Source organism: Knoellia sp. B-D-2, from assembly GCF_057714695.1.
On record NZ_CM173189.1, the window covers coordinates 3,767,108 to 3,783,961 of the forward strand.

The following is a 16,854-nucleotide window of genomic DNA, read 5'->3' on the forward strand; positions in this document are numbered from 1 at the left end:
GCCGCCCGAGGGGCAGGCGGCCGCCCGTATGCCGGTCAGTCCCGTCACCCGTCCGCGGCGCCCGGGCCGTCCTCGAGACCGCGGGCCAGCGCGAACCGGACGAGCTCGACCCGGTTGTGGAGGTGGAGCTTGCCGAGGGTGTTCTGGACGTGGTTCTGCACGGTGCGGTGCGAGAGGACGAGCTCGGCGGCGATCTCCTTGTAGGACATCCCGGTGGCCACGAGGCGCAGGACCTCGGTCTCGCGGTCGGTGAGCTCGGGGATCGGGCGACCGGCGGGTTGGGGCGCGGACTCGCTCTCGGCGCCACCGGCCGCCATCCGGCGGAACTCCCCGAGGACCAGCCCGGCCAGGCCCGGCGTGAAGACCGCCTCGCCGCGGGCCGTGGCGGCCACGGCCTCGACGATCTCCCGGCTCGACGCCGACTTCACGAGGTAGCCCGTGGCGCCCGCCTTGATCGCCGCGAGCACGTCGAGCTGCTCTCCGCTGGCCGAGAGGATGAGCACCCGCGTCTCGAGGTCGCCGAGGGCGCGGCACACCTCGTCGCCGCGCAGGCCCGGCAGGTTGAGGTCGAGGACGAGGACGTCGGGCCGCGTGGCCCGCGTGCGTCGCACGGTCGCCGGCCCGTCGGCCGCGGTCGCGACGACCTGGAGCCCGGCCTGGACGAGGTCGCGCTCGAGCGCTCCCAGCCAGAGCGGGTGGTCGTCGGCCACGAGCACCGTCGTGGGTCGGGCGGTGTCGGTCATGCGTTCTCCTCGCGGGGCACGGTGATGACGACCCGGCAGCCGCCTCCGGGTCGGGTGATGACGTCCGCGTCTCCGCCGAGGTCACGGGCGCGGCCGAGGATCGACTGGCTCACGCCGAGGCGGCCACGGTCGGCGGCCGTCAGGAGGTGCTCGGGCTCGTCGCCGACCCCGTTGTCGCGCACGGTGACGGTGACGGTGTCGCCGTGGTCCTCGAGGAGCAGCCACGCCCGGGCCTCGTCGCCGGCGTGCCGGACGACGTTGTCGAGGGCGGCGGTGACGGCGGCGTCGAGCTCCTCGGCGCGTGCCTGCTCGAGCGGGACCGGACCGCCGGGCAACGAGACGCTCACCCGCTCGCCCTCGTGGGCGCCGAGCAGCATCCGCAGGTCGCGCCGGGCCTCACCGCCGGCGTCGGTACGGGGGCCGGCGACGTCCTGCGAGACGAGGCGCCGGAGGGTGCGCTCCTGCTCGGCGGCGAGGGCGCCCAGCTCGGCGCCCGCTCCCCCGATCTCGTCGCCGCGGCGGTGGATGAAGGCCAGCGTCTGGAGTACCCCGTCGTGGACGACGCGCGCGAGCCGCTCGCGCTCGCGGAGGCGCTCGCGCTCGGCGACGACGATCTCGTAGCGGTGCAGCCCGCCGCGGGCGAGGTCGACGGCGAGCCCGATGAGCCCGCCGAGGAGGAAGAGCAGGAGGATGTTGTGCCACGTCGTGGCGTTGGCCGACCCGACCTCGAGGACGTCGGCAACCGCGATGATGCCGGCCACGACGAGCCCGCCGGTGCGGCCGTGGAGGACGGCGGCGCCGACGACGCACCCGGCCGCCCAGATCGTCGGCAGGGTGAACTGCCCGGCGGCGACGTCCTCCGGGTGGTCGGCCAGCAGCGTCGCGAAGATCCCGCCGACCGCGAGGAGCACCTCGACCACGAGGAGCCCGGTCGTGCGGCGACGGAACGCCAGCAGGAGCAGGGAGAAGCCCATGAGCACGGCGATGACGGCGAACCCGACCCAGGGTCGCGCCATCGTCTCGTGTCGACGCCAGAGGACGGCGCCGGCATACAGGGCGGCGGTGGGCCGGAACAGGTCGAGGCCACGCGAGAACGCCTCGACGATGACCGGCTCCGATCGGCCGGTGCGCGCCGACGTGCTCGTGACCCCGAACAGCGCCCCCCGGCGGGTCACGAACTCACCCGGCACGTTGCTCGTCGGCACCTCGGGTCCCGTCGGAGGACTCGGCGGCGTCGAGCTCGCGCTCGAGCTCGTCGGCGGCCCGCCCCGGCCTCTGCGCCTCGGCCTGCTCCCGCTGGAGGATGCGCTTGGCGCGGCTGATCCGGTCCTTCATCGACCCGGCGTACATGTCGACGTACTCCTGGCCCGAGAGCTCCATGAGCGCGTACATGATCTCGTCGGTGATCGAGCGGAGGACGAACCGGTCGTCCTCCATGCCCTGGTAGCGCGAGAAGTCGAGCGGGGTGCCGATGCGCACGCCGACCCGCATGAGCTTGGGGATGACCTGGCCGGTGGGCTGCGCCTTGTCGGTGTCGATCATCGCCACGGGGATGACCGGGACGTTGGCCTCGAGCGCCATCCGGGCGACGCCGGTCTTGCCCTTGTAGAGGCGGCCGTCGGGCGAGCGGGTCCCCTCGGGGTAGAGCGCGAGCAGCTCGCCGCGCCGGAGGATCTTCAGGCCCGACTTGAGGGCGGCCTCGCTGGCCTTGCCGCCGGACCGGTCCACCGGTACCTGCCCGATCGCCCGCATGAACGCGGCGGTGAGCCGCCCCTTGGGACCGACGCCCGTGAAGTAGTCGGCCTTGGCGAGGAAGGTCACCCGACGCGGCACGGCGAGCGGCAGGAACACCGAGTCGGAGAAGGACAGGTGGTTGCTCGCGAAGATCGCGCCGCCCGTCTCCGGGATGTTCTTCTCACCCTCGAGCCAGGGACGGAACAGGAGCCTCAGGATCGGGCCAAGAATCACCGTCTTGAGCACCCAGTAGAACACCAGCGTCCTTTCCGTCGAGTCGCCCTGACTCTAGTGCACGCGATCTTTCCCCCGAGGCTGTCACGCGGGCGCGGACGTGGCAGGATTTCGGTGTTCGACACCAACTCTCCCGAGGCAGCCATGAGCGACCGTGACATCGACGCGCAGTTCGACGCGATCGTGGCTCGCTGGGACGACGACGCCCCCCAGCCGCCCAAGCCGCGCACCGTCCAGGACATCACGACGGCGTATGCCGCGTTGACCCGTGCGGAGCCCGATCCGGCGACGCGTCCCGGCCCGGACGAGGACGCGGAGACGGACGTGCCCGCCGGTGCCGTCGACACACCGGTGGCGTCCGACGAGCCGGTCGGTCCGGTCGGTCCGGTCGAGCCCCTCGAGACGGAGTCGTGGCGACAGGGCCCGAGCATCGACGCCGAGGACGACCACTTCGAGCCCGGCCCGGTGCGCCTGCCCCCGGGTGAGGACCTCGGCTACTGGGGCGCGCTCATCGGCCTCGTCGGCGGACCGCTGCTGCTGCTCTGGGTGGCGCTGGCCTCCCCGTTCCACGCCGGCTGGTGGATCCTCGGCGGCATCGCGCTCTTCCTCGGCGGCTTCGGGCTGCTCGTGCTCCGCCAGCCCGCGCACCGCGACCCGTTCGACGACGACGACGGAGCCCGGGTCTGACCGGATCCCCACGGCTCAGCCGGTGGGGTCGGCCGGCTCGCCCCCGGCGGTCCCGGCCGACTCGGCGTGCTCCACCATCTCGTCGGTGACCGACGCGCTGACCTCGGCTGTCGCCTCGTCCGCCCGCTCCTGCAGGGGGGTCGACTCCCCGAGGCGGATGTCGACCCAGGTCGGGCGGTGGTCGCTGCCGGCAACGAGGTCGGCCTCGGGGATGGCGATCGGCACGTGCGGCTCCGCCTGCAGCCCGGGCGAGGCGAAGATGACGTCGAGGACCTTGCGCGGTCGCGTGGCCGGGTAGGTCGGGGTGAGCGGCGAGACGAGCCGCATGACACCGGCGAAGGCCTGCCACGCCTGCCCGGACTCGTTCTCGTTGAGGTCCCCTGCGAGCACGACCTCGCCGCCGACGTTGACGGCCCGCAGGATGACTTGCGCGTGGGCGGCGCGCTCGCGGGCGTCGAGACTGAGGTGGACGCTCGCCACGGCGATCGGCTCGCGCCCCGGAGCGGCCACCCGGGCGAGCGCGAAGCCGCGGGTCCGTTGCAGGCGGGCCACCCGCAGCCGGGTGTGCCGGGACTCGACGACGTCGACCCGCAGCGAGGTGAAGATCGTCGTGCCGCCGCTCCCGCGGTGCCGGCCCGACCAGTACATCCCGCACTGCTGCGCGAAGTTCGCGACCCGCTGGGTCGAGAAGAGCCGTCGCGGGACCTCCTGGAGGCAGAGGACGTCGGGGTCGATGGCGCGCACGACCCGGGCCGCGGCATACGGGTCCTCGAGGAAGTCGCGGGTGTTGTAGCTCGCGATCCGGATCGTCGTCAGGACGCCGCGTCCTTGCGGGCGAGGTCGGCGGCGCCGATGAGCCCGGCCTCGTTGCCGAGGCGGGCCGCGACGATCCGCGCCTCGGGGCGGTAGCCGCGTCCCGTGAGGCGGCGGCGGAAGGTCTCGCGCGCGGGCCCGAGCAGGAGCTCACCGGCCGCGGAGACCCCGCCGCCGATGACGAACGTCCCGGGGTCGAAGGCCGCGGCGAGGTTGGCGATGCCGATGCCGAGCCAGTGCCCGATCTCGGCGAGCAGCTCGATCGAGGTCGGGTCACCCTCGCGGGCGGCCTCGGTGACGATCGGCCCGGTGAGGTCGTCGGCCCGCCCGCCGACCCGGGCCGCGAGGTCGGAGGCGACCGGGGAGTTGGCGAGGATCATCGCCCGGGCCTCGCGCACGAGCGCGTTGCCGGAGGCGTACTGCTCCCAGCAGCCGCGGTTGCCGCACTCGCAGCGCTGGCCCTCGGGCACGACCTGCATGTGGCCGAACTCGCCGGCGATGCCGTAGCGGCCGCGGATCACCTCGCCGTGCATGACGATGGCGCCCCCGATGCCGGTGCCGAGGTTGACCATGACGACGTGCGACTCCCCCTGTGCCGCACCGAAGCGCCACTCCGCCCAGCTCGCGGCGTTGGCGTCGTTGTCGACGAGGATCGGGACGTCGATGCGCTTGCTCAGGGCGTCCCGCAGCGGCTCGTCGCGCCAGGAGAGGTGGGGGGCGAAGACCACCGTGGCGCGGTCGGCGGCGACGAAACCGGCCGCACCGATGCCGACCGCCGCGACCGACGGCTCCGTCGACAGCAGCTCGTGCACGACGTCGACGATGGTGTCCTCGACGACCTGCGGCCGCTTCGAGCGGTGGGGCGTGTCGCGGCGGGCCCGGGCGAGGATCTCGCCGTTCTCGTCGACGACCCCTCCGGCGACCTTGGTCCCGCCGATGTCGATCCCGATGGCCAGGCTCACGACAGCTCCTCCTCGTCGACGACGGTGATGGGTTCGGTGCGCGTGCCCCTCTCGGCCGAGTCGCGTCGCTCCCCCGTGTCGTTCGGGTGCCGGGTGGCCAGGTCGGCGAGCACCGTGGCGGCCGCGGTGGCGAGGTCGGCCAGCCGGGTGAGCGTCTCGGGGCTCACGCCACGCAGGACACCCACCGAGCGGCACACCGGACACCACGTGCACGTCTGCGCGTCGCCCATCGCGACGTGCACGTGCTCGGGGCCGTCCTCCGTCGGGTCGGGCGCGGTGGCCGAACGGGTCGAGGTCGGCCCGCCGTCCGTGCCGGACGGCGCGTCGCGGTGCGGGGCCGACGGGCGCCCCAGTGCCTCGAGCAGCCGGGCCGCCTCCTCCGCCACCGATCCCACGGCGGCGTCGAGTCGCTGGTCAGCGTCCACGGGGCCACACCTCCTCATCACGCACGAATCGCACCCGGAGCTCCCCGGCGCGCACCCCAGCATTCTTGACGATGCAGCGGCGCAGCACCGACGGCAGGGCGATGACGCGCCGCACACCGCCGACGTCGACGACGAGGTCGTCGCCGCGCCGGGCCAGGTCGACGTCGCCGGAGCGGGCGAGCGGCAGCGGCAGGAGGAGCACGAAGTCCTCGCCGTCGGGCTCCACCCGCAGGCCGCCACCACGCACCGGCGAGTCCAGCGGGGGCAGCTCCCCGTCGAGGGTCGTCGTCTGCACGGCCAGCTCGGCGAGGGCGTCGGCCCCGGTCGGCTCGCCGGCGAGGTAGGGCGCGACGAGCACCGGTGTCCCGCGGAAGGACTCGACGATCGTCGCGATGCCGGCCGTCTGCGCGGCGTTCCAGGCCGAGCGCCACGGGTCGTCGTCGACGGGGATGACCCGGTTGACGACGACGGCGTCGACGGCATACCCGTGCAGGGACAGCGACGTGAGGATGCGACGCGCCTCGGCGATGACGACGTTCTCGGGGGTGAGGACGATGCGCACGCTCGCCCGCTCGGACGTGAGCAGCGTGCGGACGTCGGCCATGTGCGCCCGCCACGTCGAGAGCACGTCGAGGACCTCGTTGCCGGGCATCGGCAGCCCGGCGGCCGCCGCCGCGGCGGGGCGCATGGCCGTGAGCAGGCGCCGCTGGGTGGGCATGAGGCGGTCGAGGTGCCAGCCCAGGAGCTCGGGGAGGGCGAGCAGCCGCAGGGTCTCGGCGGTCGGCGCGCAGTCGACGACGACGACGTCCCACTCCCCGCTCGTCGCGTGGTGGCCGAGGGTGAGCAGGGCGCTGATCTCGTCGGCGCCGGGCAGGGCGGTGAGCTCCTCGGCGACGACCGGGTCGACACCGAACGAGTCGAGCACGGTGAGGAGGTAGTCGCGCATCGTCCCCCAGTCGGCGGCGACGCTCGTGCGGGCACCGACGGCCTGGGCGTGCAGGCGCTCCTCGACCTCCAGCGTCCGGTCCCACGTGGGCGACGTGCGCAGGTCGATCTCGAGCGCGTCGCCGAGGCTGTGGGCGACGTCGGTCGACATGACGAGGGTGCGCCGGCCGGCGCGCGCCGACTCGACCGCGAGCGCCGCAGCCGTCGTCGTCTTGCCGACGCCGCCCTTGCCGGTGACGAGGACGATCCGCGGTGATGAGGTCACAGGGCTCGGGGCGACGGGTGTCGAGGCCGGCTCAGGCGACGGACTCGACGCGCTTCCTCAGCTCCTTGAGCGCCGTGTCGACGATGAGCTTCTCCGCCTTGCGCTTGAGCATGCCGATCATCGGGACGCGGACGTCCACGGCCAGCGCGTAGTCGACCGTCGTCCCGGTCGCGTCCGGCGTGAGGGTGTAGGCACCGTCGAGGGCCTTGAGGACACCGGCCCGCACGAGCTTCCAGGAGACCGAGCCCGAGCCGTCCTCGGCGATCTGGTCCCAGTCGTACTCGAGGACGTAGGTGTCCTTGATGGCACCGGCGTCGAGGACGTACTCGACCTGGTCGGCCCAGCCGTCACCGTCCTCACTGAGGACCGTCACCGTCTTCACCTGCTCGGCCCACTCGGGGTAGGCCTCGAAGTCGGCGATGACATCGAGCACCGCGCCGGCGTCGGCGGCGATGTGGATGGAGGACGACGTGCGATCGGTCATGGGCGCAGGCTACCCAACGAGGGCTACCTCTAGGATCGGAAGACGGTGGATGCGCGTCCACCGACCCGCCGCTGGCGACCCGGACCGACGTCGACGTCGGACCCGTCGAAGGAGACCACGTTGCACGAGAAGTCCACCCCCACGCTCGTCCCGACCACGACGCAGGGCAGCCTCGCCGACCTGCCGGCACGGCACCGCCGCGAGACCCCGACGCTCGCGCTGTTCTCCGTGCGCGACGGCGCCGGGTGGAGCGACGTCACGGCGAAAGAGTTCGCCGACCAGGTCGACGCGCTCGCCAAGGGGTTCGTCGCCGCCGGGATCACGCCGGGCAGCGCGGTGGGCATCATGAGCCGCACCCGCTACGAGTGGACCCTCACCGACTTCGCCCTGTGGACCGCCGGCGCCGTGCCGGTGCCGATCTACGAGACCTCTTCGCCCGACCAGGTCGAGTGGATCCTCACGGACTCCGACGCCGTCGGCGTCGTCGTGGAGACCGAGAAGCACCAGCGCTCGATCGAGGGCATCGCCCATGCCGTGCCGGACCTCGCGCACACCTGGGTCATCGACAACGGCGACCTCGACGCCCTCGCCGAGGCCGGCGCCGCCTCGGACGACGCGACCCTCGATGCCGCTCGGGCCGACGTGGACCGCGCCTCCGTCGCGACGATCATCTACACCTCGGGGACGACCGGCCGGCCCAAGGGCGTCGAGCTCACCCACGGCAACTTCCTCGACCTCGCCGAGAACACCACGGCCAAGCTCTCCGAGGTCGTCTCGGCGGACGGCGCGGCGACGCTGCTGTTCCTGCCGCTCGCGCACGTGTTCGCCCGGTTCATCGAGGTCCTGTGCCTGGCCTCCGGCGCCAAGATGGCGCACTCGGCCGACATCAAGACCCTGCTCGACGACTTCGCGAGCTACCAGCCGACCTTCATCCTCGCCGTGCCGCGCGTCTTCGAGAAGGTCTACAACTCCGCCGAGGCCAAGGCCGTCGCCGGGGGCAAGGGCAACATCTTCGCCAAGGCCGCCGAGACCGCGATCGCGTGGTCGGAGGCCCAGGAGAAGGGCTCGGTCGGGTTCGGCCTCAAGGCCAAGCACGCCGTCTTCGACAAGCTCGTCTACGGCAAGCTGCGGGACGCGATGGGCGGCAAGGTCCAGTACGCCGTCTCCGGCGGCGCCCCGCTCGGTACCCGCCTCGGCTACTTCTTCCGCGGCATCGGCGTGACGATCCTCGAGGGCTACGGCCTCACCGAGACCACCGCACCGATCTGCGTCAACCTCCCCGGCGCCCTCAAGATCGGCACCGTCGGGCCGCCGCTGCCCGGCACGACGATCCGGATCGCCGAGGACGGCGAGATCCTCGCCAAGGGCGTCAACGTCTTCGGGACCTACCGCAACAATCCAGATGCCTCGGCCGAAGCGATTAGAGATGGCTGGTTCCACACCGGTGACATCGGCGAGCTCGACGAGGACGGCTACCTGCGGATCACCGGTCGCAAGAAGGAGATCCTCGTCACGGCCGGCGGCAAGAACGTCGCTCCCGCCGTCCTCGAGGACCGGCTCCGCGCCCACCCGCTCGTCTCCCAGTGCATCGTCGTCGGCGACCAGAAGCCGTTCATCGGGGCGCTGCTCACCCTCGACGAGGAGATGCTGCCGATGTGGGCGGCCAACCACGGCCTCGAGGGCATCACCCCCGCCAGGGCACGCACCGACGAGACCGTCCTCGCCGAGCTGCAGAAGGCCGTCGACGACGCCAACTCCGCGGTGTCCAAGGCCGAGTCGATCCGCAAGTTCGCCGTCCTCGAGACCGACTTCACCGAGGAGTCCGGTCACCTCACGCCCTCCCTCAAGCTCAAGCGCAACATCGTCATGCGCGACTACGCGGACGAGGTCGATGCGCTCTACGGTGGCTGACCCCACCTCGCTACCCACCCGCTCCACCGCCACGACCGCGTATGCCGCGTGCGCGCTCGCCGCGGGCTGGCTCGCCTACCTCGGGGTGCTCCAGTGGAGCGTCGTCCGGTTCCGTGTGCCGATCGTGCTCACCCTCACGGTGTGCGCGGTCGGCCTCACGGTCTGGCTGGGTCGGCGCACGCGGGTCCACCCGGCACCGGCGTGGCTCGTCCCCGTCGTGCTGCTCGGGTCGGTGGCGGTGACGTGGGCCGTCCCCCTCTTCAGCTACCTGCGCGGCGGGCCCCTCACGGCCGCGCTCGCGACCCTGGCCGTCGTCGGGGTCGGCGGCGCGGCGCTGCTGGCGCGGCCGACGGCGGCACGGGCGCGGACGGCATACGGGCTCGCGGTCGCCGGCCACGTCGTCACCGCGACGATCGCGACGCTCGGCGACCCCACACCGCGGATCGACGTCTGGGTGACGTTGCAGCAGGCGAGCGACGCGCTGGCTCGCGGCGAGAACTTCTACGACATGTCGTGGACCGACTCCCCCGGCGTCCAGGACGCCTTCACCTACCTGCCGTGGACCACCGTGCTGCTCGCACCGGGGCGGTGGATCGGTGGCGACGTCCGCTGGGCGATCGCGTTCTGGTCGGTCGTCCTCTTCCTCGGGGTCTGGGCGCTGGCGCGGCCGCAGCGCGGCGACGCGCCGAGCACCGCCTGCGCGACGGCGATGCGCGCGGCCGTGCCGGTGACCGCGCTCGTCGTCGCCCCTGGCACCCTGACCCAGATCGACCAGGCATGGACCGAGCCGCTGCTCGCCGCCGGTCTCGTGTGGTGGGCGGTGCTCGTGCGGCGCGGGCACGCCTGGTGGGCCGTGGTCCCGCTCGCGCTCGCGTGTGCGAGCAAGCAGCACCTCGCGCTGCTGCTGCCGCTGCTCCTGCTCTGGCAGCCCTTCGGGCCCCGGCGGGCCGTGGCGACCGGTGCGTTCACCGGCGTCCTCGTCGCGCCGTGGTTCCTCGCGTCGCCGTCCGACTTCGTGCACGACACCGTCACGTTGCTGCTCGGCTTCCACCCGATCCGGTTCGCGAACACGTGGTACCTCTACTTCCTCAACGAGCACGGGGTGACGCTGCCGTTCTGGGTGACCGGAATCGTCGCGATCGGGGCGCTCGGCGTCGCGGCCCTGCTCGTCCACCGGCGACAGCCCCCGCTCGACGAGCTGCTCCGGTGGCTGGCCTTCGTCCTGCTCGCCGCCAACCTCGTCAACAAGCAGGCGTTCTACAACCAGTTCTGGCTCAGCGCGGCGCTGGTCGCGATCTCTCTGGCCGTGCCGCACCGCGGGCCGCCGGAGGTCACTTCGGGGACGCGAGCCGGGCCAGCTCCGAGAGCCACAGGCGGGTGAACTCGGCCCGGGTCGTGCCGAGCACGTCGACGAACGCCTCGTCCGTGGCCGCGTCGGCGGCCGCCGGGGAGCCGTCGACCACCGACGCCTCGTAGAAACGCTGCAGGACGGCCGGGCCTCGTCGCCGGTGGATGAGGTCGACGGCCAGCCACGCGGCGAGGTAGGTGGGGGCGATCTCGCCCTGACCGGGGTCGAAGTCGCCCTGGGTGGGCAGCCGGGTGGGTCCCCGCCCCGCGTCGACCTCGTCGAGCAGCTCAGCGGCCAGCTCGGTCGTGCTGCGCCCCGACCCGGCGTAGCCCACGTGGTCGGCGAACCCCTCGGCGAGCCACAGGGGGGCGGCTCCGCGCATCGAGGCGCGGACCGCGACGTGGGTGCTCTCGTGGGTGATGACGAACTGGCGACCGGTCGGCGTCAGCGACCGGAAGGCGTCGGGGTTGAGGACGACGCGGTCGCGCGTGGCCAGGCCGGTGGTGGGGTCGACCGGCCCGTCGGTGACGGCCGCGACCTGGCTGAGGTCGTCGGCGCGGCCGACCAGCTCCCGGAAGGCCGTGGCGTCGGCGGGCGCCACGATGGTGACGCGGCGCGGCCACGTGCGGGTCCAGTGCTTCCCGACCTGGGCGACCGCGCGGTCGGCCATCGCGGCGTATGCCGTGAGCGTCGCCTGGTCGACGGTGCCGGTCACCGTGCTGGAGGCACCCGTGACGGTGCGCGCGCCGGGCAGGGGCTCCGGCTCGGCGTCGGCGCCCGGCGGCGAGGCGGTCTGCGGCGACGGGGTGTTCGGGGCGGGCTGGGGGGTCTCGGGTGCGGGCGCGCTCCGGGGTACGGACGCGGACGTCCGCGGCTCCGGGGAGGAGCCGGTGCACCCGGCGACCACGAGCGTCGCCGCCCCGACCACGACGGCCACGGCTGCCCCGGTGACGCGGGCCCGTGTCGGGCCCCACGGCATACGGGAGTGGTGGTCGGTCACGGGCACGCGCCCATGGTGTCAGGCCGGGCTCAGCCGACCGCACGTCCGATGTCGAACGGGACGCGCTGCGAGCGGACCGTCGCCGCCGCCTCCGCCGAGACGAGCCCGGCGCGCACGCACGCCGTCACGGCGGCCCGCTCGTCCACGTCGAGCGGGAGCTCGCTGCCGAGCCCCATCGCCGCCGGGTCGACCATCGCGGTCACCATGCAGTCACCGCAGTGGAGGTCGCGCACCGGGCAGCGCGAACAGAGGATGGTCAGGCTGTCACGGGTCAGGTCGTGAGTCATGTCGTCACTCCTTTCATCGGGCACCGCCCACGCTAGGAGCGGGCACTGACAGCCCTCCTCGCCCTCGTGCGGCCCGGCCTCCCGGGTGCTGTCGGCGGCCCCACCTAGCCTCGCTCCCATGCGGATGGTCCAGGGCACGCTCGACGACCTGGGCACCCCCCTGTCCGACGTGACGTTCGTCGTCGTCGACCTCGAGACCACCGGTGGCAGCCCCAGCGAGTGCGGCATCACCGAGATCGGCGCGGTCAAGGTCCGCGGCGGCGAGGTCCTCGGCGAGTTCCAGACGTTCGTCAACCCGGGCGAGCCCATCCCGGCGTTCATCACGGTGCTCACCGGCATCACCGACGCGATGGTGCGCAGCGCGCCGCGCGTCGAGCCCGCCCTCATCGCCTTCCTCGAGTTCGCCGCGGGGTCGGTGCTCGTCGCCCACAACGCCGGGTTCGACATCTCGTTCCTCAAGGCAGCGTGCGCGCGGGCCGACCGCGACTGGCCGCGCTTCCCGGTCGTCGACACCGTGCACCTTGCCCGCCAGCTCGTGTCCCGGGACGAGGTCCCCAACCACCGGCTGGGCTCTCTCGCAAGGCTGTTCGGCGCCACCACCGTGCCCGACCACCGGGCCCTGCACGACGCCCGCGCCACGGTCGACGTCCTGCACGGCCTCATCGCCCGCGTCGGCTCGCTCGGGGTGCACTCGCTCGAGGAGCTCAAGGGCTACTCCTCGCGGGTCCCCACCGCCACCCGCCGCAAGCGCCACCTCGCCGACCACCTGCCCGAGGCGGCCGGGGTCTACCTCTTCAAGGACGGCCAGGGGCGCGTCCTCTACGTCGGCACCTCGGTGTCGATCCGCACCCGCGTGCGCAGCTACTTCACGGCGTCCGAGCAGCGTCGGCGGATGGCCGAGATGGTGCGGATCGCCGAGTCGGTCACGCCGATCGTCTGCGCGACGCCGCTCGAGGCCGAGGTCCGCGAGCTGCGCCTCATCGCCGAGCACAAGCCCCGCTACAACCGGAGGTCCCGCCACCCCGAGCGCGCGTGGTGGGTCAAGCTCACCGTCGAGCCGTTCCCGCGCCTGTCGATCGTGCGCGACGTCGCCGGGGACGACGCGCGCTACATCGGCCCGTTCGCCTCGCGCGGGTCCGCCGACGACGCCGTCGCCGGGGTCCACGAGATCGTGCCGCTGCGCCAGTGCCTCGAGCGGCTGTCGGTGACCCGGCTGCGGTCGGCCTGCGCGCTCGCCGACATGGGTCGCTGCGGCGCGCCCTGCGACGGCACCCAGAGCGTCGAGGAGTATGCCGAGGTCGTCGCCGAGGTGGTGGCGCTCCTCACCGGTGACGCGCGTCCCGCGGTCTCCACGTGGCGACACCGGATGGACCACCTCGCCGAGCAGCAGCGGTTCGAGGACGCCGGGGTCGTGCGCGACCGGATGATCAGCCTCGTCCGCGGTGCGTCCCGGGCGCAGCGGCTCGACCCGCTGGCCCGCACCGCCGAGCTCGTCGCCGCCCGGCGCAGCGAGACCGGTGGCTGGGAGATCATGTGCATCCGCTTCGGCCGGCTCGCGGGGAGCACGCTGTCGCCGCGCGGCGCGGACCCGATGCCCTACGTCGAGGCCCTGCGGGCCAGCGCCGAGGTGGTCCCCGCCCCGCTGCCCCCGTGCACCGCGGCCACGCCCGAGGAGAGCGAGAAGGTCCTGCGCTGGCTCGACGCCCCCGGGGTGCGGCTCGTCGACATCGTGGGGACGTGGACCTGCCCCGTCGGCGGAGCCACGGGCATCCGGCAGGAGCTCGAGCCGGTGGAGGCCTCGAAGTGGAACGCGCCGGGCTTCCGCTCGGCCTAGTCTCGGACCACGGTCGCGCCCGCCCTCACGCCAGGAGTGCTCACATGTCCTATCCCCCACCGCTCTACACCGGAGAGGGCGGCGAGAGGTCCGCGTGGATCCGGGCCGGTGACAGCGAGCCGGACCTCGTCTACCCCAACGGCAACCGCGTCCACTACGTCGCGCGCGGCGAGGCCACCGGTGGGCTGTTCGGCCTCTACCGGTGGGAGTTCGCCGGGCCACCGAGCGGCCCCGGCACCCACTTCCACCGCACCATCTCGGAGTCGTTCTACGTCCTCGACGGCACCGTCTCGATCTTCGACGGCGACCGGTGGGTCAAGGCCGGGTCCGGCGACTTCCTCCACGTGCCGCCGGGCGGGCTGCACGGCTTCCGCAACGAGGACGGGCCCGCCTCGATGCTCCTGCACTTCGCACCGGGTGCGCCCCGCGAGGCCTACTTCGAGGGCCTCGCGCAGGACGGCGGGGTGGCCGCGATGAGCCCGGACCAGCGCGCCGAGTTCATGGCGTACCACGACAACGTCTGGGTCACGGACTGACCCGGCTACGCTGCGAGACGTGATCACCGCCATCGTTCTCATCACCGCCGACGTCGACCGGATCCCCGAGGTGGCCCAGGAGGTCGCCGAGCTCGACGGCGTGAGCGAGGTCTACTCGGTCGCCGGCGACGCGGACCTCATCGCCATGGTGCGCGTCCGCCAGCACGACGAGCTCGCGAGCGTCATCGCCGACCGCCTGAACAAGGTCGTCGGCGTCACGGGCACGGCGACCCACATCGCCTTCCAGACCTACTCCAAGCACGACCTCGAGGCCGCCTTCAGCCTCGGCCTCGAGTAGTCCCTCCTTCCACCCTTCGACGGGCGGGGAGGGTCAGGCGGTCGCTGCGTCGCGGCTCGCCGTGACCCACCGGTCGAGCTGCGTGGCCGCGGCGCCCGAGTCGATCGCCCGCGCCGCCGTGGTGACACCGAGCCGGATCGCGTCGTGGACCTCGCTCGAGGACGTGCCGGCGGACCCGGCGGCGACGGCGAGGGCGGTCCCGGCGTTGAGCAGGACGGCGTCCCGGGCGGGACCCGGCTCGCCGGCGAACACCCGGCGGGCGACCGCGGCGTTCTCGTCAGCGAGCCCGCCCTTGATGCTGTCGATCGTCGACACGCCGAGGCCGACGTCGGTGGGGTGCACCGACACCTCGGTCACGGCGCCGTCGCGCACCCACAGCACCGTCGTCGTCCCCGCGATCGACATCTCGTCCAGGCCCTCGTCGCCGCGGAAGACCGCCGCCGACGTCCCCCGGTCCGCGAAGACCCCCGCGATGACGGGGAGGAAACGGGCGTCCGCGACGCCGACCGCGGCATACGTCGGCTGCGCCGGGTTGGTCAACGGGCCCAGGAGGTTGAAGGCCGTGGCGACGCCGAGCTCGGCCCGGGCCGGACCGGCGAAGCGCATCGACGGGTGGAAGGTCTGGGCGAAGCAGAAGGTGATGCCGACGTCGAGGGCGACCTGGCGCACCTGTTCGGGGCTCAGGGTGAGGTTGACCCCGAGGGACTCGAGCACGTCCGCAGAGCCGGACTTCGACGACGCCGCCCGGTTGCCGTGCTTGACGACGCGCAGGCCGGTGGCGGCGATGACCACGGACGACATCGTCGAGATGTTGACGGTGCCGAAGCGGTCGCCGCCGGTGCCGACGATGTCGATGGTCTCGCCGGGGACCTCGATCCGGCGAGCGTGCTCGAGCATGACGTCGGCGAGGCCGCGCACCTCGGCCACCGACTCGACCTTGGAGCGCAGAGCCATGAGGAAGCCGGCGACCTGGGCGACGCTCGCCTCACCGCTCATGATCTGGTCCATCGCCCAGCGGGAGTGCTCGAGGGTGAGGTCCTCCCGGTCGAGGAGGCGGGTCAGCAGGTCGGGCCACGTCGGGCCCGAGGGCGCCGTGGCCGGCACGTCAGAGCGCCGCGGCGCGCTGTCGCGCGAGGCCGGCGATCGACTCCGCGATCCTGATCGGGTCGAGCGGGTGCGGCACGGCGTCGTCGGCCATCGACCACGCGGCCAGCCAGCCGTCCTGCGGGCGTCCGGTGAGAACGAGGATCGGCGGGCACTGGAAGATCTCGTTCTTGAGCTCGCGGCACAGGCCGAGCCCACCGTTCTTGGCCGCCTCGCCGTCGAGGACGACGACGTCCCAACCGCCGGCGTCGAGCGCCTCGGTGACGGCGAACGCGGTCGCGCACTCCAGCCACCGGGTGACCTCGACGTCCCGGGCCGGGCGACGGCCGGCCGCGGCGCGCACGGCGTCGCGGGTCGTGATGTCGTCGCTGTACAGCAGGACCGAAACCTGGTGGATTCCGTCGGTGGACCGGGTCTGCGAGCCGGTCTCCGCGGGGGCAGCCGCGTGCGGTGAGGTCATGGCCTCATCCTAGCCACGCACGGTTTCTGGAACTGACCCGAGTTGAGTTGGGGGTCGGTGCAGCGTTCGGAGGCGAATGCGGCAATAATGGCCGACGTGGCGATAGAAGCAGCGACTCGAGTCTCCGGTCCGGTCCCCAGCATCCCGGACTACGGTCCCGCGACGCGTCCCAACATGGTCGCCGTCGGCACCATGGTGTGGCTCGCGAGCGAGCTGATGTTCTTCGCCGCCCTGTTCGCCTTCTACTTCTCCCTGCGGGGCAACCTGCCCACCCAGTGGGCGGAGCGGACCGAGCTGCTCAACGTCCCCTTCGCCGCCGCCAACACCCTCGTCCTCGTCATCTCGTCGGTGTGGTGCCAGCTCGGTGTCTGGAAGGCCGAGCGCGGCCAGGTCTCCCGCACCGGCAGCCTGCTCGACGTCAAGGGCTGGGGCATGCGTGAGTGGTACGTCCTCACCTACGCCTTCGGCTCGATCTTCATCGCCGGTCAGGTCTACGAGTACGCCCACCTCGTGCACGAGGGCGTCACCCTCAGCACCGACTCGTACTCGTCGATCTTTTACCTCGCCACCGGCTTCCACGGCATGCACGTGACCGGTGGGCTCATCGCCTTCCTGCTCATCATCGGCCGGACGTTCACGACCCGCCGCTACACGCACCTCCAGGAGACCGGCGCCATCGTCACCTCCTACTACTGGCACTTCGTCGACGTCGTCTGGATCGCGCTGTTCGCGATGATCTACCTGCTCCAGTGAGGTGTCGGTCGTGACCGTCATCATCGGACCA

The 16,854-nt window shown here is 72.8% G+C and carries 19 protein-coding genes; 7 read left to right on the forward strand and 12 right to left on the reverse strand.

The features are described from left to right. Positions 1 to 44: 44 nt before the first annotated feature. From AC3EU2_RS17855 to AC3EU2_RS17865, 3 genes are read right to left on the reverse strand one after another with little or no spacing between them, the layout of a single operon-like run. Positions 45 to 743: a response regulator gene (locus tag AC3EU2_RS17855; RefSeq protein ID WP_488177614.1), complete on the reverse strand. Its 699-nt coding sequence runs from the start codon at positions 741 to 743 to the stop codon at positions 45 to 47. Further along, positions 740 to 1,948, reverse strand: a complete 1,209-nt coding sequence (gene macS, locus AC3EU2_RS17860) for a MacS family sensor histidine kinase (protein ID WP_488177615.1) — start codon at positions 1,946 to 1,948, stop codon at positions 740 to 742. The genes AC3EU2_RS17855 and macS overlap by 4 nt, the downstream gene beginning before the upstream one ends. Beyond that, positions 1,923 to 2,735, reverse strand: a complete 813-nt coding sequence (locus tag AC3EU2_RS17865; RefSeq protein ID WP_488177616.1) for a lysophospholipid acyltransferase family protein — start codon at positions 2,733 to 2,735, stop codon at positions 1,923 to 1,925. Before AC3EU2_RS17865 ends, macS begins: the two co-directional genes overlap by 26 nt. Before the next feature lie 120 nt (positions 2,736 to 2,855). On the opposite strand from AC3EU2_RS17865, the gene AC3EU2_RS17870 reads away from it, so the two are divergent. Further along, a complete protein-coding gene (locus AC3EU2_RS17870; protein WP_488177617.1) occupies positions 2,856 to 3,398 on the forward strand; it encodes a hypothetical protein in 543 nt (180 codons plus the stop codon). A gap of 15 nt (positions 3,399 to 3,413) precedes the next feature. On the opposite strand, the gene AC3EU2_RS17875 is transcribed toward AC3EU2_RS17870, so the two are convergent. Genes AC3EU2_RS17875 through AC3EU2_RS17895 form a run of 5 tightly spaced genes read right to left on the reverse strand, consistent with a single transcriptional unit; the run spans position 3,414 to position 7,292 of the window. Continuing rightward, complete coding sequence (locus AC3EU2_RS17875) at positions 3,414 to 4,214, reverse strand: endonuclease/exonuclease/phosphatase family protein (protein ID WP_488179512.1); 801 nt, start codon at positions 4,212 to 4,214, stop codon at positions 3,414 to 3,416. Further along, the gene (locus tag AC3EU2_RS17880) at positions 4,211 to 5,173 is read right to left on the reverse strand and encodes an ROK family glucokinase (RefSeq protein ID WP_488177618.1); all 963 of its coding nucleotides are present in this window, start codon (positions 5,171 to 5,173) and stop codon (positions 4,211 to 4,213) included. The genes AC3EU2_RS17875 and AC3EU2_RS17880 overlap by 4 nt, the downstream gene beginning before the upstream one ends. Then, positions 5,170 to 5,598, reverse strand: a complete 429-nt coding sequence (locus AC3EU2_RS17885) for a hypothetical protein (RefSeq protein WP_488177619.1) — start codon at positions 5,596 to 5,598, stop codon at positions 5,170 to 5,172. The genes AC3EU2_RS17880 and AC3EU2_RS17885 overlap by 4 nt, the downstream gene beginning before the upstream one ends. Continuing rightward, a complete protein-coding gene (locus tag AC3EU2_RS17890; protein ID WP_488177620.1) occupies positions 5,588 to 6,808 on the reverse strand; it encodes an ArsA family ATPase in 1,221 nt (406 codons plus the stop codon). The genes AC3EU2_RS17885 and AC3EU2_RS17890 overlap by 11 nt, the downstream gene beginning before the upstream one ends. Before the next feature lie 31 nt (positions 6,809 to 6,839). After that, the gene (locus tag AC3EU2_RS17895) at positions 6,840 to 7,292 is read right to left on the reverse strand and encodes an SRPBCC family protein (protein WP_488177621.1); all 453 of its coding nucleotides are present in this window, start codon (positions 7,290 to 7,292) and stop codon (positions 6,840 to 6,842) included. Positions 7,293 to 7,412: 120 nt separating this feature from the next. On the opposite strand from AC3EU2_RS17895, the gene AC3EU2_RS17900 reads away from it, so the two are divergent. Both AC3EU2_RS17900 and AC3EU2_RS17905 read left to right on the forward strand, forming a co-directional pair. Next, positions 7,413 to 9,203 carry an AMP-dependent synthetase/ligase gene (locus tag AC3EU2_RS17900; RefSeq protein ID WP_488177622.1) on the forward strand — a complete coding sequence of 597 codons (1,791 nt, stop codon included), beginning with the start codon at positions 7,413 to 7,415 and terminating at the stop codon, positions 9,201 to 9,203. Beyond that, complete coding sequence (locus tag AC3EU2_RS17905; protein WP_488177623.1) at positions 9,196 to 10,584, forward strand: hypothetical protein; 1,389 nt, start codon at positions 9,196 to 9,198, stop codon at positions 10,582 to 10,584. Before AC3EU2_RS17900 ends, AC3EU2_RS17905 begins: the two co-directional genes overlap by 8 nt. Here the strand turns inward: AC3EU2_RS17905 and AC3EU2_RS17910 are convergent. Continuing rightward, positions 10,535 to 11,557 (reverse strand): hypothetical protein, encoded by a 1,023-nt coding sequence (locus AC3EU2_RS17910; protein WP_488177624.1) that lies wholly within the window; start codon positions 11,555 to 11,557, stop codon positions 10,535 to 10,537. The two genes, AC3EU2_RS17905 and AC3EU2_RS17910, sit on opposite strands and share 50 nt — an antisense overlap. Before the next feature lie 23 nt (positions 11,558 to 11,580). Further along, the gene (locus tag AC3EU2_RS17915) at positions 11,581 to 11,838 is read right to left on the reverse strand and encodes a hypothetical protein (RefSeq protein ID WP_052112848.1); all 258 of its coding nucleotides are present in this window, start codon (positions 11,836 to 11,838) and stop codon (positions 11,581 to 11,583) included. A gap of 118 nt (positions 11,839 to 11,956) precedes the next feature. On the opposite strand from AC3EU2_RS17915, the gene AC3EU2_RS17920 reads away from it, so the two are divergent. Genes AC3EU2_RS17920 through AC3EU2_RS17930 form a run of 3 tightly spaced genes read left to right on the forward strand, consistent with a single transcriptional unit; the run spans position 11,957 to position 14,506 of the window. After that, positions 11,957 to 13,672, forward strand: a complete 1,716-nt coding sequence (locus tag AC3EU2_RS17920) for a DEDD exonuclease domain-containing protein (RefSeq protein ID WP_488177625.1) — start codon at positions 11,957 to 11,959, stop codon at positions 13,670 to 13,672. Between the two features lie 44 nt (positions 13,673 to 13,716). Next, on the forward strand, positions 13,717 to 14,208 hold the full coding sequence (locus tag AC3EU2_RS17925) for a cupin domain-containing protein (protein ID WP_488177626.1): 492 nt from the start codon (positions 13,717 to 13,719) through the stop codon (positions 14,206 to 14,208). 19 nt (positions 14,209 to 14,227) lie between these two features. Beyond that, positions 14,228 to 14,506 carry an Lrp/AsnC family transcriptional regulator gene (locus AC3EU2_RS17930; RefSeq protein WP_035937267.1) on the forward strand — a complete coding sequence of 93 codons (279 nt, stop codon included), beginning with the start codon at positions 14,228 to 14,230 and terminating at the stop codon, positions 14,504 to 14,506. Between the two features lie 33 nt (positions 14,507 to 14,539). On the opposite strand, the gene trpD is transcribed toward AC3EU2_RS17930, so the two are convergent. Both trpD and AC3EU2_RS17940 read right to left on the reverse strand, forming a co-directional pair. Further along, complete coding sequence (gene trpD, locus AC3EU2_RS17935; RefSeq protein ID WP_488177627.1) at positions 14,540 to 15,610, reverse strand: anthranilate phosphoribosyltransferase; 1,071 nt, start codon at positions 15,608 to 15,610, stop codon at positions 14,540 to 14,542. Position 15,611: 1 nt separating this feature from the next. After that, positions 15,612 to 16,070: a response regulator transcription factor gene (locus AC3EU2_RS17940; protein ID WP_488177628.1), complete on the reverse strand. Its 459-nt coding sequence runs from the start codon at positions 16,068 to 16,070 to the stop codon at positions 15,612 to 15,614. A gap of 87 nt (positions 16,071 to 16,157) precedes the next feature. Here AC3EU2_RS17940 and ctaE point away from each other — a divergent pair, with 87 nt between their 5' ends. After that, the gene (gene ctaE / locus AC3EU2_RS17945) at positions 16,158 to 16,823 is read left to right on the forward strand and encodes an aa3-type cytochrome oxidase subunit III (protein WP_488177629.1); all 666 of its coding nucleotides are present in this window, start codon (positions 16,158 to 16,160) and stop codon (positions 16,821 to 16,823) included. Positions 16,824 to 16,854 lie beyond the last annotated feature (31 nt).